The sequence below is a fragment of the Streptomyces sp. NBC_00704 genome, assembly GCF_036226605.1.
In the GTDB taxonomy this organism is placed as follows: domain Bacteria; phylum Actinomycetota; class Actinomycetes; order Streptomycetales; family Streptomycetaceae; genus Streptomyces.
Window position 1 is genome coordinate 5,718,327 of record NZ_CP109000.1, and the last position, 20,870, is coordinate 5,739,196.

Below are 20,870 nucleotides of genomic sequence, written 5' to 3' on the forward strand. Positions count from 1 at the left end.
GGACACGTCCACGGCCAACGACCTCCTTCAGGTCCCGACGTCGGTCAAGGCCGCCGTGCTCACCCGAGCTGGTCGTCGACCACGTCCAGCTCGTCCTCGGCCCGCAGCTCCGCCGCCAGATCGACGAGTGAACCCTCACCGACCACGTGCCAGTAGAGAGTGCCCTGTACCTGCTGGTTGTTGTTCATGGCTTCCTTCCGCATCTTGCGGACGAGTGTGCTGGGGGCGTACGACTCGCCGTCCCCGGCCCAGACCAGCGGCTTGGACGTGTTGTTTTGCCATTCCGCCCGGCCCCGGGCCGGATCGGCCGCCAGCCAGGCGGACAGGCCCTGCCGGTCCGGCCGGGTCACGGGACGGAACTCCACGGGGGTGCCGTCCGTGATCCGAGCCGACTTGACGATGAGGCTCACGGCATTGGTCGAGCGGGCGCGCTTGCCCTGAACCCGCTCCTCCACCCGGTAATCGGCATTGTCGGGGGCGGGTTCACCGGAGCGCATGCCATCCACGACACGTCGTACGACCAGGCGGACCCGCTCGAACGTGCGCATCGCGGTCAGCATCTGGCTGTTGCGGCCGTACGCCACGTCGACCGTGGCTACCAGCCAGCCGAGGGCCCGCTCGACGAGGTCCGGCACCAGGGCGAGCCGGGAGTCCCAGTCCGCGCCTTCCTTCTCGATGTCGGTGGTGTCCAGGACCTGGAAGATCACGTGGGTGATCAGCAGATCGCCGTTGCTGGCGGCGCTGGCCGCACGGCCGAAGAGGTTGTCGCTCTGGACGGCCAGCGCGGACTGCACCGCGCGCAGCAGTTGTACGCAGCGCCATACTCTCAGCGCGCCGAGCGAGTTGCCCGCGCCCGAGCCGAACAGTGCGCGGTAGTTCTCCTTCTCCCAGAGCAGTGAGACGTCCCTCTTGGCTCGCGCCGCCATCTCGGCGGCACGGTGGGTTGCCGCGAGGGCGATCGCTGCCTCGGTCATGGTGGTGCCGCTGTCGGGCTCGGGCGCGGGCTCACCACGTTTGACGACGTACGTACTTCTCAGCGTCAGGGCGAAGTCGTCCCGCAGGGCGATCTGGATCGGGTCCCTGGATTTCCAGTCCCGCTCCTCGATCGGGTTCTGCGTGTTGGTGTTGATCGTGACCTCGTCCCCGAAGCCGTCCGGGCACTCTTCGAGGGAGATGAGCCGGACGAGCACCCGGCCCCGACGGGCGGACGAGGCGTTTCGCAGCATCGCGCGGGACATCGCGCCCACCGTCTGGGCACCGTTGACCACGCTGGCGCCTTCCAGCACGAACCCGGCACCGGCACCGGGCCGGACCTCGCCCCTGCCCTTCTTCACGATACGGTCGCAGACCAGGGTGATGCCGTTGCTGAAGTACCAGAAGTCCTCGGGCCGCTCCAGAAGCGTGCTGTGGATCTTCTCGTTGACATCGCTGGAGTCGAGCGAGTCACGGATGTTGCGGGCGAACAGGTGGCGTTCGTGCTCGTCGTACCAGGCGGCGATGTCCTCGGCGGACATGGTGCCGTAGAAGGCCCGGTAGGGGACCTCTTCCATACCGACGCTATCGAGCCACGCCTCCAAGGTGATCTTCCGCTCGGCGTGCTCACCGAGGATCTCGCGGTACAGACCGCGCAGGTCGACGACCTTGTAGTCCACCATCTCCTCCCCGGTGTGGCCCCAATTGCGCTTGGCCAGTTCGGTCTTGAGTAGATGCCGGGTGTCGGGGTGCAGGTCGGTGTCCGTCACCAGGGCGAGGATGAGCGTCACTCTGGGGGAACCGCTCTCCAACGCCCGTTCCAGGGCTTCCGTATGTGGCTCGATACGCCTGTTGAACTTGCCGAACTCCAGGTTGAGCAGGTAGTCAAGCCCACGCAGGAGGTGATCCACCTCGTTCTGCCCGAAGCCCGCTGTCGCCTTGTCGCTCCACTTGGCCTGGATCAGGGTGACGTGGTGGCGGTTGCCGCGCTGCTCGACGGCCACGGCGTCGATACCCCAGTCGTCCCGGCCGTCGATCACCGAGAGCGCCGCGTCCCGGTCGCCGCATCCCGTCTCGCTCTTGACCGCCAGCGCGGCGACGGCCCGGCTGAGGAACTTCTTGTCCTTCTCGTGCTCCGAGACGTCCGTCGTGCTGATCAGCGGCAGGAAGCGCTCGTTGAGCTGCTTGCGCAGATTGCGGACGTGAACCGGATTCGACATGTGCCCTCCCCGTTGCCGACCTGGCCGACAATCACCCTATCGAGGCAGGAGCGCCTGAATTTGCCCTTGGCCTGGGACTAAAGTGACTCGCGCACATGGTGGTGCGGTGCACATCACACCCGCATCCGCTTGACCAGCAGGGACGGGGGCCGGGGGCGGCGCATGGCAAGGATCATCAGGGTCGGCGAGCCCGTCAACGACGCCGAGAGCATGGTGCTGCGGCACCTGCGGGACAAGGCTCCGGCCGACTGGACCGTGATCCACAACTTCGAGATCGTCCGGCATCGGCAGACCTTCGAGATCGATCTCGCGATCCTCACCGACCGTGCCTGCTACATCGCCGACACCAAGGGCACCCACGGCCGTATCGAGGTGCACGGGCCCCGGTGGTTCCCTCAGGGGCGTCAGCCGTACCCGAGTCCTGTGCGCAAGGTGCGCGAGCACGCCAAGACGGTGGCGAGCCTGCTCCGCCAGTCGCGCGCCTCGTCGCAGATGGGCTCGGTGTGGTGCGAGGAGCTGGTGATCCTCCCGTACGACGACTCGCAGTTGGTCGACGCGGACGGCAAGGACGAGAAGAGCACGGTCCTGCTGAGGGACCTGGTGCCCTTCCTCCAGGGGCATCAGCCGTCCAACGGCCGGCCCGTACTGCCCATCACCCCCCTGCACGAGGACATCGCGCGGACCCTGGGCGCGGTGTACCGGCCCCGGTCCGGGCCGCGGCGGTTCGGGATCTACGAGGCCAGGGAGACGCTGGCCGAGGCGGGCGGCGAGGCGGCGGACGACGCGGACCGGGTGTCGGTGTACCGGGCGGTGCGGTCCGACCAGCCGAACACGGGGACGTACCTGGTCCAGGTGCACACCGTGGACCCGCTGCTGCCGGAGGAGGAGCACACCCGGGCGCGGGAGAAGATCGGCAATCCGCTGCAGGCGCTCAACAAGCTGCCGCCCAGCCGCAACATCGTGCCGTGCGTCGACGTCGTCCAGCTGGAGGACGAGAGCGGGTACGCGGTGGTCCTCAAGGACGTGCACGCGGAGGCGCTGCGCGTGCGGATGGGCACGGGCGGCGCCGCCGCTGGCCGCGCCGTGCTCGGCGCGGACGCCAAGCGCCGGGTGGTGTCCGGGGTGCTGTCGGGGCTCGCGACGGCGCACAGCTACCGGGTGGTGCACCGCAACCTCACCCCGGACACGGTGCTGGTGGACCGCAACGGCACCGCCATGATCACCGGCTTCGACTACGCCCACACCGGGCAGCGCCGGGCAGGCACGGTGGTGATGGACGCGTACGCGCGCCATGACGCCGCCTACCTGGCGCCGGAGTGTCTGCAGGGGCCGCAGGGGTTCGGGACGGCGTCGGACGTCTTTGCCGCCGGAGTCCTCTTCCACGAGCTGTACACCGGTGAACTGCCGGCGGTGACCGGCGGAAACCGGCTCGTCGACAGTCTCGGTGAAACGGACGGGATCGACTCCGGGATCCGGGACCTGATCAGACGCCTGCTCGACGCCGACCCGGCGCGGCGGCCCGACGCGCGGACGGCCGTCGCCGAGCTGGAGCAGTTGCTGCGGGCTGGCTCGGGCGGGAGCGGACGTGGCCGAGGCGCGGGGCCTCAGGCGCCTCCCGGGGAGCCCGACGAACCCTTCGACTGGAACAGCCCGACCAGCTTCTACGACCTGCCGGCGGGCTTCCGGCTCACGGAGAAGTTCCGTGTCCGCAAGGAGCTGGGCCGGGGCAGCTTCGGCGTGGTCTACCAGGTGTTCAACACCCTGGACGACACCGACGAGGTCCTGAAGATCATCACCAAGGACCGGGAGTCGGTCGAGACCCGGCTGAAACTCGAGTACCGCATCCTGCGCCAGCTGCCGCCCCACCCGAACCTGGTCAAGGTCATCGACGCCGACTGGCTGCCCAAGGGCGGATTTCCCTATCTGCGCCTGGAGTTCGCCGAAGGGCATGACCTCCAGGTCGTGTCCGGCCGAGAGCGCCGACTCGGCGCCGCCGATGTGAAACGGCTGCTGGAGGACTGCCTCAGCGGGCTCGGACACCTCCACGAGCACGGCGTCTACCACTGCGACATCAAGCCCAGCAACCTGCTGTGGACGCCCGAGGGCACCAGGCTGCTGGACTTCAACGCCGCGGTCTCGGTGGACTCCACCCTCACCCCCACCCTCGGCTCACCGCGCTACTACGCCCCGGACGCCGTCCACCGGCAGCGTCCCACCCGCGCGGAACTCGCCGACCTCGACCTGTACGCCCTGGGAATCTCCGCCTACATGGCACTGACCGGGGACTACCCCTGGCCCGGCCAACGGCAGCCGCCCCGCGACGAGCGCGGCCTCGACCCCCGGAAGATCGCCGGCCTCGGTGATCTAAGCCAGGCCTTCGCCGACGTGCTGCTGCGGTCGATCGCACCACGCAGGGCCGACCGCTTCGCCGACGCCGAGGCGTTCCTGACCGCCGTACGGGCCATGGGCGAGGTGAGGATCGCACCGGCCGACCCGCACAGTGGCCTCGCGTATGCCCTGCCGGCCGTGTCGCACGTGCCGCAGACCGCCAACACCAACTCCTTCGTCAGCCACCTCCAGACGCTGTACAGCCAGAGCACCCGCACCAACGCGGGAACGCGCGGGCTCGACCCCGCGGAATTCCCGCTCTACGTGGCCACGGCCCTCGACACCCGGCTGCGCGCCGCCGTTCTGGCCGGGGAACACCGGCTGGTCGTCATCACCGGCAACGCGGGGGACGGCAAGACGGCGTTCCTCGAACAGCTCGTCGTCGAGGCGGTCAAGCGAGGAGCGACCCGAGGGGAGAAACGGGTCAACGGCGACGACTTCGTCTTCCAGGGCCGGACCTTCCGTACCAACCACGACGGCAGCCAGGACGAGGGCGAGCAGGACAACGACACCGTGCTCGACGCCTTCCTCGCCCCCTACAGGGGCGCAGACCCGGACGCCTGGCCGGACGGAGAGACCCGCCTGATCGCCATCAACGAAGGGCGCCTGGTCGACTTCGTCACCGAGCACGACGACACCTATCCGCTGCTGGCCGGGACCATCCGCACGGGACTGGGATCCGGTGCGGCCGCCCACGGCGTCGCGGTGGTCAATCTCAACGCCCGGGACGTGGTCGCCGATCCCGGGGGCGCCGGAGAGTCGATCCTGCACCACATGATCGGCGTGATGACGGACGCCAAGCACTGGGCCGCCTGTGCCTCCTGCGACCTCGCGCCCCGCTGCTACGCCCGGCACAACGCGCAGACCTTCGCTCACCCGGCAGCCGGACCCCAGGTCACCGAGCGACTGGCGTCGCTGTACCGCATGACCCATCTGCGCGGGCGGCTGCACATCACCCTGCGCGACCTGCGGTCTGCTCTCGCCTACACGCTCACCTCGGGCCGGGACTGTGCGCAGATCCACGAGCTCTACGAGCGGCCGGACAGCGTCCAGGAACGCCTGGACGGCTTCTACTTCACCAGCTGGGCGGGCCTGCACACGGATGGCGGCGGCGAACCGGACCGGCTGCTCGGCCAGTTGCGCGAGCTGGACATCGCCACGGTCCCGGACCCGCAACTGGATCGCAAGCTGGACTATGTGGGGCCGGAAGGCGGCCACAGCCTGGTCGCCGTCGATCGGCGCGGCGACCACGACGCCGAGCTGCTGAGAGACCGCTTCGCCGCGCTGCCGCGCACCCCGTCGGCTGACGTACGGGCGGCCTCCGCGCACCGGGCCTACCTCGCTGCCGCCCGGCGGCGCTTCTACTTCGAAAGCCTCGACGACGGTCGCTGGAAGAGCATGCTCAGCTATCACGCGGGCGGCCGGTTCCTGGACCTGCTCACCGGCGGCGAGCCGGGCCCCGCCGAGCTGGAGCGGATCATCGAGGCCGTCAACCGGGGCGAGGGGCTGCCAGGCGCGGCCCTGGACGGCCGGCCCGCACTCGCGCTCCAGGTCAGAGCGGTCCCCGGTGGGAGCGTCCGCAGCTACCGGCTGTTCCCCGCCGACCGGTTCACGCTGGCCATCGGGGTTCCGGCGGCCTCACGGTATGTGGAGACCAGCTCCCGTGAGCTGATCGTGCGCTACGAGGACCCCGACGGGGGGCGGCGGCACAGTGCCGAACTCGTGGTCAGGCTCGACCTGTACGAGCTGCTGATCAGGCTCCACACCGGTTACCAGCCGGGCGTCGAGGACCGGCAGGGCCAGAATCTGGCGCTCACGGTGTTCAAGAACGCTCTGTCGGCCACCCCGTACCAGGAGGTGCTGCTGACGGCGCCCGGCAGTGTGCCGCACCGGATCAGTCGTCTGGCGGACGGGGCGCTGCGGCTCGCGCCGGTCGAGTCAGCGCACGGCACGGGGACGGGAACGGGGAGAGACTGATGGCCCTGCGGAAGCGGGACAGCGAATTCCGGCACCTCGGCGTGTCGTACCTGGAGTTCAAGCGGGTCGAGATGGACCGGGTGCTCACCGGATTCCTGATGCGCGTCAACCACAACGGCCAGCCTGGCAAGCTCACCGGGCGGTTCGCCCTCACGAGCGACAAGTTCGTCCAGGAGTTCCTGGACAAGAAGTACGCCGACCGGTTCCAGGGTTTCGGCGATTCCCCGGAGATGGCCCGCCGCTGGATCGAGACACAGCTCCTGGACATGGTCAACCGGGGCAAACCCAGCCAGGCGGTCGCGGGACTGCGTCCGCTGCACGGCCTGACGTACAAATTCCGCAACTACTACCACTCCCGGGCCTACGGGGCCGACGCACAGCTGTACGAGATGCTGAGGCACGCCCGTGGGGGCCGGGGCGGCCTCGCCCTGGACGGGATCCGGGGCTTCTTCTTCAACGGTCTTGACCCGGCGCTCGGGACGGCGCTGTCCGGCGGCAGCCTCGATGTCGAGACCCAGGCCGTACTTCACCTCAACAGCCAGGTGAAGCCGGACACCCCGCAGACGGTGAAGGGCTGGTACTCCGCCCCGCCGCTGTGTGTGGGACAGTCCGACCTGCTCGCCGACGACGTGCTGCGGCTGCTGTCCCTGCGTGATCTGCTGCCCCGCATCGTGATGGTCGAGTATCTGAAGATCCTCTTCGCCTTCCACCTGGCCCTGGGGCAGCTGAAGACGATGAAGCTGCTGCCGTCCTTCGTGGAACGGTCCGGCCCCGAGCCCGGCTGCGGGCCGGAGAACTGCCCCGCCGGTCCTGATCAGGGCCATGACGCCTTCGGAACCTGCCCGTTCCAGGTCGGACTGTTCGCGGACGCGGCCGGGGTGCCCGGCTCGCCGGCCGCCGCCCTCGCCGAGCGGAGCGCGGAGGTGTGGCTGCGGCGCATCCCCGGCTTCGTCCGCGCCGGGTACGTGGTGCGCAAACTCGGTGAGTTCGCCGAGCACATGGCCGGTCGTGGCGAGATCGCCAAGCCGGCGGGCGGCTACTTCACGGTTGCCGAAGTGCTGCGGTACGGCGGCAAGGACTACAAGGAGCGGCGTGAGCAGTTCTTCGCCGCCAGGATGGACGCGCTCCTCGACGAGACCCCCGTCGACGAGCAACCCGAGGAGGTACGGCCGCTACTCGACGCCGCGATGGGACTCGGCTTCTTCGAGCAGTACATCGAACTGCTGATGGCCTACCGGGGCAAATACCACAACGACTACATCATCGACACCATCGACTCGCTGCTGCTCAAGAACCGGCAAGGTGCGGTCATCGCCCAGCCCTACCGGGGCCGCCGCCGTTTCGTCCTGGACAGCGCTCTGCTGGAAGTGCTCGTGCAGATCGCACTGCTGAGGCCCAACCCGCGTGGCACCAGGTCCCGTTTCATGTACCACACGGTGTCCCTTCGGCTGGACGAGTTCATGGACATCCTGCGGACCCGCTACGGCTTGTACGTGAACCAGCTGCCTGTGGCCGACGGCTTCGCGTCCCCGGGCTTCGAGGAGCAGACGGCGCTGCGGTCCAACGCCGAGGCGTTCACCACCCGGATGCGGGAGATCGGCTTCTACAACGACCTGTCCGACGCCTACCTCACCCAGGTGATCACGCCCAGATTCGTGATCTCCGAGGACGGCACAGTGACGGCGGGCGGAAGGTAACGGCATGGCACGCGGACTGAACGAGATCAGCGAGGCCCAGTGGCGCGACGCCCTGGAGCACGCTCTGCTGCCGAGGCTCGCCGCCGTACTGCGCGGCCGGGAGGCCGGACACTGCATGCGGCTCGGTGACCTCGGCGCCGAACTCGCCGCACGGCTGGTGCGGGGACTGCGCACGACCGTTCCCCACTCCCAGGTGTTCGTCCTGGGCAACGCGGAGTCGCACCTGCCCGCGGACGTCGCGGTGACCAGCACCAAACTCGTGGAGCTGCGCAATCCCGATGAGGACGGCGCACTGCGACCGCCGCTGCTGGTCTTCGTACCGCCCGGGATGCGTGCCAGCGCGGAGGACTCCTTCGGCGTCGCCACCTTCGAGCAGCTGTCCCTGAGTGACGTCCACACGCAGTTGAAGGCATCGCTCCTGCGCGAGGTACCTGACGCGTTGCGCCCGGCCGTCACCGAACTCCTGGAACGGCTCCGTGCCGAGGACTGGCCCGCCGCGAACGGTCAGGCGGTCGTCCGCTATCTGCTGACCCTGCGGGAGAACGACTTCGATCTCCAGGCGGCGGGAGCGGCGGTCTTCCTGCTCGGGCTGATCCCCGACTTCGAGCTGTTCAACGACATGACGCTGGTCGCCCGCAAGGCGGACCGCAACCGCCGCAGCGTGGCACGGCTCACGGAATCAGCGGCCACCGACCGTCAGCGGATCCTTGGCCTCGGCCTGCCCCAGAACTCCCGGGCGCACCAGGCGTTCGTGCGCCGTCTGGTCGAGTTCGCCGCGGACGCGGGCCTGGACGAGCCGTCGCGCTGGTGCAGGGCCATCGCTGTCGACGAGGAGAACTGGCCGCTCGCCTTCCACCTGTGGCCGCAGGAGAACGCTCCCGGCGACGAAACGGTGGGCATCGAGGTCCAGGACCTCTCGGTGCTGCCCAAGGCTGGCCAGAACCAGGACGATCTGCGCAACCACCCTGCCCTGGAACGGCTCTTCGGGGCGCAGTATCTGCTGCCGGGCGGGCTCAGTTCGCTGCCCGTGGCCTTTACCGTCGAGCCGGACGCCCGTCATATCCCTGGGCTCGCCCGATTCGCCGTACAGATCTATGCCGAGTCCGAAACCGACGGCGACAACGGGACCACCACCGCCAGTCCCACCGGCTTCACCGCGACCGTGTCCGTGACCAGGACCGCCAAGACGCTCTACAAATCGAGTGTGAAACTGAAGAAGGGGCGCAAGGCCGACTGGGAGGAAGGCTGGCACTTCGTCAGGGTCACCCCGCTGGACACCAACGGCGACCCCATGCCGGTCGTGGGCGCGGAGGGCACGCAACGGCCGCACGAGAGCGACCGCTTCTACGTCGTCCCCGAGGGCGAGTTCGACGACCCGCCGGTCCGTCGGTCCCAGCACGCGCCCGGCCTGGCTCAGGCACTCAACAAGCTGCGCTTCACCGCGCGGGCCGAGGGCCGCGACCCCTCGCGGGTCACCTGCCGCGACATCGGCTGGGGTGCCAAGACCGCGAAGACCCGGCCCCTGAAAGCGTCGTTCGGCGCGGCCGGTTCCGTCACCATCGACCTGCCCATCCCGCTGGCCGAGGCCGAAGAGCGCATGCTGGCCCGGCCGTACGCTCTCGAAGGGCCCCGCCTCACGGTCGACGCCACCGGAGTCGCACTCCTGGGTGACGACGAGACGCCCGCCGTCACAGCAGAGCCCGACAGCGATTTCGACAACTACCTCCAGGCCCGGGCGGTGCTGTTCGCCGCCGTGCGGGACGACACCGAGGACACGGCGCCTCTGGTTGTGGAGGCGACCGACCCGCGGACCGTGCGCAAGGAGACCGAGGCATACGCCGAGGCGTACCTCAGGGCAGTGAACAGGTGCGTCCGCTCCCTGGAGAACGCGCACTCGGGCGGCGCCGACCGAGACCGCGCCGAACTGGCCCTGCTCCTGCGCACCGACACGCTCCAGGTGGACCTGACCGATGTACGGGGCGGCCGGCGCCGGGTCGTCCTCGTCGCCCCGACCCATCCGCTGCGGATGCTCTGGTGGAGCGGGCAAGCCGCCCTGGCCGACCACTGGCTCGACCGGCTCGCCGATGAGGACCGGGCCACCGTCCTGGAGCGCCTGCACAGCCTGAGTACGTCGCTGGTGCCGCTGGGCTTCCCCCTGGTCGTGCCCCTGGCCACCGGCGAACTGACCTTCGCGGGCGGGCAGCTCACCGACTACTGGCAGGTGTGTCTGCCGAGCGAGACCGCCGACCCACGCGGGACGGTGTCCCTGCTCGCCGCGTCGGTCGGCGCCGCTGACGACGCGGCGGCCTCCGGCATGGTGACGGGTGGTGACCTCGCCGACCGGATCGAACGCTATGTCAGGCTCCATCCGTACGTCGACAGCCTCGTCATCAACGCTCTGGGAGCCGGCCGCGGGGACCTGCTCGCCGCGATGCTGACCGAACTGCAAAGCCGCAAGCACCTGGCCCACCTGCGTTTCACCATCAGGCTGTTCTCGGACAGCCCGACCGAGCCCTGGGTCGGCGAAGCACTGACCGACCTGTTCTCGCCCGGGTCAGGGCCCCGGTCCGTAGCCGCCGAGGCATTTGCCACGCCGGGCGACCCGCTCCGGCCCAAACTCGCCGTCGTCGTACGTCACGCGGCCGACCTGCGCCGGCGCGCCGGGGAGTTCCCGGCTCACCTCAGCATCCTGTTCGATCCGTTCGGCGGGGAGCAGTACGACATTGCGCCTGGTGTCACCACCACGGGCCGTGTCGCCGCCCACGGCCTCGTCCAGGAACTCTCCAGCTCCTACGCCGAGGAAGAGGAGTACGTGGCATGGAGCCGTCAGCCGCGTCACGGCGCTACCGACCCGCTGGAGGGGGCCGAGGAGACCGGTGATCTGCTGGCGGCACTTCCTCAGGCGCTCTCGGCCGCCGTTGTCGCCGCTACGTCCGGCGAGCCGCGCCCCGGGTACCTGCCGCAGATCACCCTGCGGCTGTCGCCCGACGACCGGGCACTGCTGCACGACGTTCACCACGCCAGTGACTGGGTCGTCACCGTGGACCGGACCCTCGGCGTCGAGTACTTCGACCACGGCCGTGCCGACCGGCCCGAATACGTCATCGACTACTCGGCCACGTCTCAGACCGGTATGGGACACCACATCGTGGTCTCCTCCCGCTCGGTCGACGAGCTGCGTGCCCTGATCGGCCCTGTCCTGGCGGACCGGAACCTGGACATCGAGGAGCGCCATGTGGCGACCTTCTTCGACCAGTTGCGGGAGTTGTCCGGCAGTTTCGCCTTCAAACTCGCCGCCCTCGGTGAGAGCAGCCACAGCGAAGTCCTCGGCCTGGCCCTGGCGCGCCTGTACCTCGGATGCCAGGGCGCTCTGGGGAACCAGATCCTGATCCCGCTCGACGCGCACACCGATCTGTACGGCGAAGACCGTCGTCGCGCCGCAGCCGGTGACGCGATGGTCCGGCTGCACCGGACCGACCTGGCGCTGTTCGACCTCGACGCGGCACGCAGGACAGTAGTGTGCAGGCTGGTCGAGGTGAAATGCTTCACCGGGGCGGGTGGTCTCGGGGCGTACGAGACGAAGAAGAAGCAGATCGCTCAGCAGGTCGAAGGAAGCCAGCGAGTGCTGGCCGCGCAGTTCGACCCCGCAGTCGAGCGCACCGACCGCCCGTTGCAGAACCTCACCCTGCGCTCCCTGCTGGGCTACTACCTCGCCCGCGCGAACCGGTACGGACTCTTCGACGACAAGGGGTATGCCGAAGCGCACTGGCTGCTGGACCACCTCGATCACGGCTACTCGCTGGAGTTCGCCAGGACAGGGCTGATCTTCGATCTGGGCCAGGCAGGTACTGACGTCGAGACCGACGGCGGTGTCACTTTCCACCGGGTCGGGAAGGACGGGGTGAAGCGGCTGCTGGAGGCCATCGAGACCGAATACCTCGGCGGCCAGGTACACAGCTCGCCGAAGCAGCTCTCGATCGCCGATCTCGGTATCGAGCACGGTCAGGCCGCGCGGAGTCTGGGTCCCCAGGAGCGGACCCGTGAAGTACCCGACGAGCCCGCCCCCCTACAGGCCGTGGTCGACTACGCCCCGGAGCCGGAGCCGGAGCCGGAGCCGGAGCCGGAGCCGGAGCCGCAGTCGTCGCCGGCTCCGGAGGACGCCCGACGCGTAGCCGTTGACGAGCTTCCCCAGCGGCCTCCGGAGGAGCCCGCCCGGCTTGACACGGCATCGGAGGCGCCCCCGGCGTCCGCGTCGGCACATCCGCCGCGGGACGAGCATGCGTGGGCCGAGCCGCGTGTCGCTGAGCAGACGGCGGAGGCCGGGGACGGTTTTGCGAACGTGGACGTGTTCCTCGGCGCGTCTCACCAGACGCAACAGTACGGCCTGCTCGGTATGACCGCGGGACGAAAGGTGGCTCTGGACCTCAACGAGACCCACACCATCAGCCTGTTCGGTGTCCAGGGAGGCGGCAAGAGCTACACCCTCGGCTCGATCCTGGAGATGGCCAGTCTTCCCGCGCCGGGCGTCAACCAACTCTCCCATCCGCTGGCCAGCATCGTCTTCCACTACAGCGACACCCAGGACTACGCGCCGGAGTTCACCAGCATGACCAGGGCCAACAGCGAGGTGGAACAGGTCGCAGGACTCCGCGCCCGCTACGGCGCGGAGCCTGCCGCTCTGTCCGACGTCCTCTTGCTGGCCCCCTCCGACAAGGTGGAGGAACGCAAGGCGGAGTATCCGGACTTGGAGGTGCGCCCTCTCGCGTTCGCATCTTCGGAGCTTCAGGCAGCGCACTGGCGGTTCCTGATGGGGGCCATCGGTAACCAGGCGATCTACATCCGTCAGCTCGGGCGGATCATGAAAGCCCACCGCCACGACCTCACTCTGGAGGCTATCCGGCAAGGCGTGGACGAGTCGTCGCTCTCCGACTCGCTGAAGCAGCTGGCCTTCCAGCGGCTGGATCTGGCTGCCGACTACATCGACGACAGCGTCCGTCTCAAAGACCTGGTCCGGCCAGGACGACTGATTATTGTGGACCTGCGTGACGAGTACATCGACAAGGACGAGGCACTCGGCCTGTTCGTCGTCCTGATGCAGCTCTTCGCCGACGCCCGGCAGGATGGCGAGCCTTTCAACAAGCTGGTCGTCTTTGACGAAGCCCATAAATACATTCACAGTCCGGATCTCGTGGATGGTCTTGTGGCGAGCGTCCGGGAAATGCGCCACAAGGGAATGTCCATCCTGGTGGCCAGCCAGGATCCGCCCTCTGTGCCCATTTCGCTGATCGAGTTGTCCAACCATATGGTGCTGCACAAATTCACGTCCCCGGCGTGGCTCAAGCACTTGCAGAAGGCGAATGCGGCGCTTTCCAGCCTCACTCCGGAGAAGATGGCGGGGCTCGAGCCGGGTGAGGCCTTCGTTTGGTCCGGCAAAGCCACGGACGAGGCATTCACTCGAGGCGCGGTGCGGATCCAGTGCCGTCCCAGGGTCACCCAACACGGAGGCGCGACGAAGACGGCGGTCACGTAGAACGGCGCGCCCCTCCCGCTCGGCCGGCGGGCCTCATGGCCACCGGGGTCGGGCGGGGCCCTGGCTTGCGAGAACCCGGCCGTACTGCTCGCCGCCGGTGAACTCCAAGGTATCGCTGTGGCCCCCGTGTGCACGGAGGGCGTCCCGTCCACCGCCTGCCACAAGCTGCGCGGCGATGCCGTGGGCGCGGTAGCAGGGCTGTACTGGCGCGCCGACTTCGATCGGTTCGGCCTGTATATCACCACGGACGCCGTGGCCCGCCACGTTGCCCACCCCTGGCGGATAACGCCACCGACTACAGGGCGGCACTCGGTAAGGGCGAGTCCACGCCGCTCGCGGGACCCCCTGCGGCCAGCCCCTGGGATCCCGTGCTGGCCATCGAGATGGCGGGGGAGCTCGTCCAGGTCGAGCTTTACCACGGGATTTCCCACAGACTTTTTCATGGCCTTTCAAGCCTGTCCCGGGGAGTTTCCAGGGGCTTTCCGCCGTGTAAGCAGGAGAGGCTCAGACAGCGCTGAAGGCCCGCGAACGCCCCGGTCAGGGCTCACGCCCTCAGCACTCGATGATGTTCACGGCCAGCCCGCCGCGCGCCGTCTCCTTGTACTTGACGCTCATGTCGGCGCCGGTGTCCTTCATGGTCTTGATGACCTTGTCCAGGGACACCTTGTGCGAGCCGTCGCCGCGCATCGCCATGCGGGCCGCCGTGACGGCCTTCACCGCGGCCATGCCGTTGCGCTCGATGCAGGGGATCTGCACCAGGCCGCCGACGGGGTCGCAGGTGAGGCCGAGGTTGTGCTCCATGCCGATCTCGGCCGCGTTCTCGACCTGCTCGGGGGAGCCGCCCAGCACCTCGGCCAGGGCGCCCGCCGCCATCGAGCAGGCGGAGCCGACCTCGCCCTGGCAGCCGACCTCGGCGCCGGAGATGGAGGCGTTCTCCTTGAACAGCATGCCGATCGCGCCGGCCGCGAGGAGGAAGCGCACCACGCCGTCCTCGTCCGCGCCGGGAACGAAGTTCATGTAGTAGTGCAGGACCGCGGGGATGATGCCGGCCGCGCCGTTCGTCGGGGCCGTCACCACCCGTCCGCCGGCCGCGTTCTCCTCGTTGACCGCCATCGCGTACAGCGTGATCCACTCCATGGAGTGGGCCAACGCGTCGCCCTCCGCCCGGAGCTGACGGGCCGTCATGGCGGCGCGGCGGCGCACCCGCAGGCCGCCCGGCAGGATGCCCTCCTGGGACATGCCCCGGGACACACAGGCCTGCATCACGCGCCAGATCTCCAGCAGCCCGGCCCGGATCTCGTCCTCCGTGCGCCAGGCGCGCTCGTTCTCCAGCATCAGGGAGGAGATCGACAGGCCGGTCTCACGGGTCAGGCGCAGCAGCTCGTCACCCGTGCGGAAGGGGTACTTCAGCACCGTGTCGTCGAGCTTGATGCGGTCCTCGCCGACCGCGTCCTCGTCGACGACGAAGCCGCCGCCGACCGAGTAGTACGTCTTGGACAGCAGTTCCGCGCCCGAGGCGTCGTGGGCCCACACCGTCATGCCGTTGGCGTGGTAGGGCAGGGCCTTGCGGCGGTGCAGCACCAGGTCGTCGTCGAAGGAGAAGGGGATCTCGTGGCTGCCGAGCAGCCGCAGCCGTGAGGACTCCCTGATCCGCGCCACCCGGTCGTCCGCCCCCGCCACGTCGACGGTGCGAGGCGAGGCGCCCTCCAGGCCGAGCAGCACCGCCTTGGGGGTGCCGTGGCCGTGGCCGGTCGCGCCCAGTGAGCCGTACAGCTCGCAGCGGACGGACGCGGTGGACTCCAGCAGGCCCTCGTTGCGCAGCCGCCGCGCGAACATGCGCGCCGCACGCATCGGGCCGACCGTGTGGGAGCTGGACGGGCCGATGCCGATCGAGAACAGGTCGAAGACCGAGATGGCCACGGGTACTCCTTCAAAAAGGGCGGGGGCGCACGTCGTCGGGCGCCCCCGCCGTGGAACTACTTGTTCAGGCCGGGGTACAGCGGGTGCCTGTCGGCCAGGGCCGTGACCCTCGCCTTCAGCTCCGCGCGGTCGGCCTCGGGGAACGGCGAGGGCGCCGTCAGCGTCCGCGCGATCACGTCCGCGACCTCCGCGAAGTCCTCGGCGGTGAAGCCGCGGGTCGCGAGGGCCGGCGTGCCGATCCGCAGACCCGAGGTGACCATCGGCGGCCGGGGGTCGTTCGGGACCGCGTTGCGGTTGACGGTGATGCCGACCTCGTGGAGACGGTCCTCGGCCTGCTGCCCGTCGAGCTCCGACTCGCGCAGGTCGACCAGGATCAGATGGACGTCCGTGCCGCCGGACAGGACGTTCACACCGGCCTTGCGCGTGTCCTCGGCCGTCAGGCGCTCGGCGAGGATGCGCGCACCGTCCACTGTACGGCGCTGGCGCTCCTTGAAGTCCTCCGAGGCCGCGACCTTGAAGGAGACCGCCTTGGCGGCGATCACGTGCTCCAGGGGGCCGCCCTGGAAGCCCGGGAAGACGGACGAGTTCAGCTTCTTCGCGAACGCCTTCTTCGCGAGGATGACACCGCCCCGGGGCCCGCCCAGCGTCTTGTGGGTGGTGGAGGTGACGACGTCGGCGTACGGGACCGGGTTCGGGTGCAGGCCCGCCGCGACCAGACCGGCGAAGTGCGCCATGTCCACCCACAGGTACGCCTCGACCTCGTCGGCGATGCGGCGGAACTCGGCGAAGTCCAGCTGCCTCGGGTACGCCGACCAGCCCGCGATGATCACCTTCGGGCGGTGCTCCCTGGCGAGCTTCTCGACCTCGGCCATGTCGACCAGGCCGGTCACCGGGTCCACGTGGTAGGCGACCACGTCGAACTGCTTGCCGGAGAAGTTCAGCCGCATCCCGTGGGTCAGGTGGCCGCCGTGGGCCAGGTCGAGCCCGAGGATGGTGTCGCCGGGCTGGGCCAGCGCGAACAGGGCGGCCTGGTTGGCGGACGCGCCGGAGTGGGGCTGCACGTTGGCGTACTCGGCGCCGAACAGCTCCCTGATCCGGTCGATCGCGATCTGCTCGGCGACGTCCACGTGCTCGCAGCCGCCGTAGTAGCGGCGGCCCGGGTAGCCCTCGGCGTACTTGTTGGTCAGCACCGAGCCCTGCGCCTCCATGACCGCGAGCGGAGCGAAGTTCTCCGAGGCGATCATCTCGAGCGTGGACTGCTGGCGGTTCAGCTCGGCGTCGACCGCGGCGGCGATCTCCGGGTCGAGCTCGTGCAGGGGCGTGTTCAGGACGGACATGCGTCTGCGACTCCTCAGCCGGCGGTGTAGGCGGTGTACTCGTCGGCGGAGAGCAGGTCGCCCGGCTCGTCCGTCACGCGTACCTTGAACAGCCATCCGCCCTCGAAGGGGGCGGAGTTCACCAGCGACGGGTCGTCGACGACGTCCTGGTTGACCTCGGCGATCTCACCGGAGACGGGCGCGTACAGCTCGCTGACCGACTTCGTCGACTCCAGTTCGCCGCAGGACTCGCCCGCGGTCACCGCGTCGCCGACCTCCGGGAGCTGGACGAAGACCACGTCGCCGAGCGCGTTGGCCGCGTGCTCCGTGATGCCGACCGTCGAGACGCCGTCCTCGACGACCGACAGCCACTCGTGCTCCTTGCTGTAGCGCAGCTGCTGGGGGTTGCTCATGGCCTGAATTCTCCTGTACGCGGTGGAGTGCTGTTGAAGGGGGACGGCTGCGGACGCACGTGAGCAGCGAGAATGTGCGCAGTCTCACGCGGCCCGGTCGCACGCTGCGGCGCGGGGACGCGCCCAGTGTCTACTTCTGGCGCCGGTAGAACGGCAGCGCCACGACCTCGTACGGCTCGTGCGCGCCGCGGATGTCGACGCCGACGCCCGGGGCGCCCGGCGCCGCGTGGGCCGCGTCGACGTACGCCATCGCGATCGGCTTGCCGAGGGTGGGGGAGGGGGCGCCGGAGGTGACCTCGCCGATCACCTCGCCGCCGGCGACGACCGCGTACCCGGCGCGGGGGACGCGACGCCCCTCGGCGACCAGGCCGACCAGCACGCGCGGCGGCTTCTCCTCGGCGCGGGCGGCGGCCGCGGCGAGCGCCTCGCGGCCCACGAAGTCGCCCTCCTTCTGGAACTTCACCACCCGGCCGAGCCCGGCGTCGAACGGGGTGAGGGAGGTGCTCAGCTCGTGCCCGTACAGCGGCATGCCCGCCTCCAGGCGCAGCGTGTCCCGGCAGGACAGACCGCAGGGGACCAGGCCGGCGCCCTCGCCGGCCTCGGTCAGCGCCTGCCACAGTTCGACGGCGTGCTCCGGCTTCACGAACAGCTCGAAGCCGTCCTCACCGGTGTAGCCGGTGCGCGCGATGAGGGCGGGGACGCCGGCGACCGTGCCGGGCAGGCCGGCGTAGTACTTCAGGCCGTCGAGGTCGGCGTCGGTCAGCGACTTCAGGATGCCGGGCGACTGCGGGCCCTGGACGGCGATCAGCGCGTAGGCGTCCCGGTCGTCGCGGACCTCGGCGTCGAAGCCCGCCGAGCGCTCCACGAGCGCGTCCAGCACGACCTGGGCGTTGGAGGCGTTGGCGACGACCATGTACTCGCTCTCGGCGAGCCGGTACACGATCAGGTCGTCCAGGATGCCGCCGTCGGCCCGGCAGATCATGGTGTAGCGGGCGCGGCCCGTGCCCACGGCCGAGAGGTCGCCCACCAGCGCGAAGTTCAGGAGCTCGGCCGCCTGCGGGCCGCTCACGGTGATCTCGCCCATGTGCGAGAGGTCGAAGAGCCCGGCCCGGGTGCGGACGGCGGTGTGCTCGTCGCGCTCGGAGCCGTAGCGCAGGGGCATGTCCCAGCCGGCGAAGTCGGTCATCGTCGCGCCGAGCGAGCGATGCAGGGCGTCGAGCGCGGTGCGGCGCACGGCCGTGGATTCGGTACTGCTCATCGGTCGGTCGTCTCCCAGGGGCAATGGGGTCCCCCGCGCGAGCGGATCCGGGCGTGGGGGATGGCGAGGTCGTTCCTCCCCATCTGTCATCGGAACCTGAGAGGTTCGCCATGATCGCGAAGATCGTGACTTGCACCTTGGGTGGAGCCGCCCGTGGGCGACCCGCTTTTCAGATGTGCCTCGCCCGCGCGGTAACGGTGCCTGAGAGATTCAAGGGAGGGACTTGCTCCTTCGGCGCCCCAGCGAAGCTGCTGCTGAGGACTCTCCCGCGCGGATTCAAACGGCCGGTATGCAGTTGGCGCGGCCATCATCGCACGGCCCGCCCCGATCACGGCAGGGCCGTATCTGTAACCGGCCTGTGTCGGTACGCGCATGAAAACGCGAGACGCCGCCCATTACCTTCTCTTTACGCTTGGCGGGGATGAGGCCCACCTGACCCCAGGGGAGGACGATCACGGTGAACAGGACGACGCGCACGGCGACGACCACGGCGTTGGCCACCGGCGCGGGGATCGCGCTGCCCGCCCGGCCGGGCCCGACGGCCCGGGACGCGCGCGCTGCGCGGCCCGCGCCCGTCGTCCGTGACCTCCGCGACCGGGCCGGCCGCAGCCCGCACGGCCTGCTCTTCGGACCCCGCGACCTGGTCGTGGTGACCGGCCTGCCCGGCAGCGGCAAGTCCACGCTGATGCGGCGGACGGCGGGCGGCGTCCGCGTCGACTCCCAGGACACCCGCGACCGCTGGGACGCGCGCATGCCCGGCTTCCTGCCCTACGCCCTCTACCGCCCCCTCGTCCGCCTCTCCCACTACGCCGGGCTGCGCCGGGCCCTGCGCGGCGGCGGGGGCGTCGTCGTGCACGACTGCGGCGCGCAGGCCTGGGTCCGCGGCTGGTTGGGCCGCGCGGCCCGCCGCCGCGGCGGCACGCTCCACCTGATCGTCCTCGACGTCGGCGCGGACACGGCGCTGGCGGGCCAGCGCGAGCGCGGCCGGGGCGTCTCGCGCTACGCCTTCCTGCGGCACCGCCGCGCGGCCGCCCGGCTGCTGCGCGCGGTGGAGAAGGGGCGGCTGCCCGCGGGCTGCGGGGCGGCGGTCCTGCTCGACCGGCCCGCGGCCGACGTCCTGCGGCGCATCGGCTTCACGGGCTGAACCGGGCCTCCCGGCACCCGTTAGCCTTTCGGTCACAGCAGTGAGAGCGGTTCTCGGCAGGCGGTAGGCAGATGGACTTCCCACCGGCGGACTTCCCGACGGAATTCCCGGCGCAGGCACACCCCCATTCGCACGGCGGATGGCCCGGCAACGAGCTGGAGGAGGTGCTCTCCGCCTCCCTCGGCGTGCCCGAGGCCGGCGCCCGGATCGTGGAGGTGCTCGGCCGCAGCTTCGTATGGGTGCCGCTGCCCGGCGGCGGCGGCCCGCACAGCGGCCCCCTCGACCTGCCCACGCTGGAGCTGGACGGCCAGGTGTACGTGCCGGTCTTCAGCTCCGAGGAGCAGCTGCGCCGGGTCGCCGGCGCGCACATGTCGTTCACGGTCGCCCCGGCCGTGGAGTTCGCCCGCGGGCTGCCCCCGCAGGCCGGCATCCTGGTCAACCCCGACGGCGTGGTCGGCGTCCCGCTGCCGCCGCCGGCCGTGGCCGAACTGTGTCGGGCGGGCCGCACCCCGCTGGACGGCCCGGCGAGCGGCGGCCGGGTCCGCCTCTACGAGCCCGACTGGCAGGACGACCCCGTCGACTTCCTGGCCGCGGCCTCCGCGGAGTTCGAGGCCATCGGCGTGGTCCGCACCGCCCGCCGCTGCCTGGCCGCGATCGAGACGGCTGACCCGGTGATGTTCGTCGGTGTGGAACTCTCCCAGTGGGAGGGCGACCTGCGCGCGTTGCCGCTGGAGGCCCTCGGCAGGGCGCTGGGCGCGACGGCGTCGCCCTGGCCCGTCAACCTGGTGCTGCTGGACGTCGCCCAGGACCCGGTGGGGGAGTGGCTGCGGGAACGGGTCCGCCCCTTCTACACGCGGCCCTGACCAATCGCGCGAGGCCGCGGCCGACGGCGTTCCCGCCACAAGGCGGCGGGGAGGGCCGCGAGGCCGCGGCCGACGGCGTTCCCGCGGCGAGGCCGCGGGGAAAGGCCGTGGGGACGGGCCGCGCGGACCAGGTCGGGCGGACGGGCCGTGGGGGCGGCCCGGGGGCGGGGGG

Annotated in this window: 10 protein-coding genes, 1 pseudogene and 2 riboswitches; of the genes and pseudogenes, 6 read left to right on the forward strand and 5 right to left on the reverse strand. The window is 70.1% G+C overall.

Going from position 1 to position 20,870, the window contains the following annotated elements; all coding sequences use genetic code 11:
• Positions 1 to 59: 59 nt before the first annotated feature.
• Positions 60 to 2,192, reverse strand: a complete 2,133-nt coding sequence (locus OG802_RS24990; RefSeq protein WP_329413820.1) for an AIPR family protein — start codon at positions 2,190 to 2,192, stop codon at positions 60 to 62.
• Positions 2,193 to 2,354: 162 nt separating this feature from the next.
• Here OG802_RS24990 and mads6 point away from each other — a divergent pair, with 162 nt between their 5' ends.
• From mads6 to OG802_RS25010, 4 genes and pseudogenes are all read left to right on the forward strand, one after another.
• Positions 2,355 to 6,557, forward strand: coding sequence for a methylation-associated defense system protein kinase MAD6 (gene mads6, locus OG802_RS24995; protein ID WP_329413822.1), 4,203 nt, complete (start codon positions 2,355 to 2,357; stop codon positions 6,555 to 6,557).
• Positions 6,557 to 8,254 (forward strand): methylation-associated defense system protein MAD7, encoded by a 1,698-nt coding sequence (mads7, locus tag OG802_RS25000; RefSeq protein WP_329413824.1) that lies wholly within the window; start codon positions 6,557 to 6,559, stop codon positions 8,252 to 8,254. The genes mads6 and mads7 overlap by 1 nt, the downstream gene beginning before the upstream one ends.
• A 115-nt stretch (positions 8,255 to 8,369) precedes the next feature.
• On the forward strand, positions 8,370 to 13,784 hold the full coding sequence (gene mads8, locus OG802_RS25005; protein ID WP_443055456.1) for a methylation-associated defense system ATP-binding protein MAD8: 5,415 nt from the start codon (positions 8,370 to 8,372) through the stop codon (positions 13,782 to 13,784).
• A 117-nt stretch (positions 13,785 to 13,901) separates the two neighbouring features.
• A pseudogene (locus OG802_RS25010) lies at positions 13,902 to 14,021 on the forward strand (hypothetical protein); the annotation flags it as partial.
• A 315-nt stretch (positions 14,022 to 14,336) separates the two neighbouring features.
• On the opposite strand, the gene OG802_RS25015 reads toward OG802_RS25010, so the two are convergent.
• The 4 genes from OG802_RS25015 to gcvT form a co-directional block, all read right to left on the reverse strand.
• Positions 14,337 to 15,704, reverse strand: a complete 1,368-nt coding sequence (locus tag OG802_RS25015) for an L-serine ammonia-lyase (RefSeq protein WP_329413828.1) — start codon at positions 15,702 to 15,704, stop codon at positions 14,337 to 14,339.
• Between the two features lie 56 nt (positions 15,705 to 15,760).
• Positions 15,761 to 17,041 (reverse strand): serine hydroxymethyltransferase, encoded by a 1,281-nt coding sequence (gene glyA / locus OG802_RS25020; RefSeq protein WP_329413830.1) that lies wholly within the window; start codon positions 17,039 to 17,041, stop codon positions 15,761 to 15,763.
• Between the two features lie 14 nt (positions 17,042 to 17,055).
• Positions 17,056 to 17,433, reverse strand: coding sequence for a glycine cleavage system protein GcvH (gene gcvH / locus OG802_RS25025; protein ID WP_329413832.1), 378 nt, complete (start codon positions 17,431 to 17,433; stop codon positions 17,056 to 17,058).
• Positions 17,434 to 17,563: 130 nt separating this feature from the next.
• Positions 17,564 to 18,691, reverse strand: coding sequence for a glycine cleavage system aminomethyltransferase GcvT (gene gcvT / locus OG802_RS25030; protein ID WP_329413834.1), 1,128 nt, complete (start codon positions 18,689 to 18,691; stop codon positions 17,564 to 17,566).
• Between the two features lie 73 nt (positions 18,692 to 18,764).
• A riboswitch (glycine riboswitch) is annotated at positions 18,765 to 18,870 on the reverse strand.
• Positions 18,871 to 18,970: riboswitch (glycine riboswitch) on the reverse strand.
• A gap of 172 nt (positions 18,971 to 19,142) precedes the next feature.
• Here gcvT and OG802_RS25035 point away from each other — a divergent pair.
• Both OG802_RS25035 and OG802_RS25040 read left to right on the forward strand, forming a co-directional pair.
• Positions 19,143 to 19,835 (forward strand): AAA family ATPase, encoded by a 693-nt coding sequence (locus OG802_RS25035; protein ID WP_329417381.1) that lies wholly within the window; start codon positions 19,143 to 19,145, stop codon positions 19,833 to 19,835.
• 71 nt (positions 19,836 to 19,906) lie between these two features.
• Entirely contained in the window at positions 19,907 to 20,698 is a 792-nt protein-coding gene (locus OG802_RS25040) for an enhanced serine sensitivity protein SseB (RefSeq protein ID WP_329413837.1), read from the forward strand.
• Positions 20,699 to 20,870: the final 172 nt, after the last annotated feature.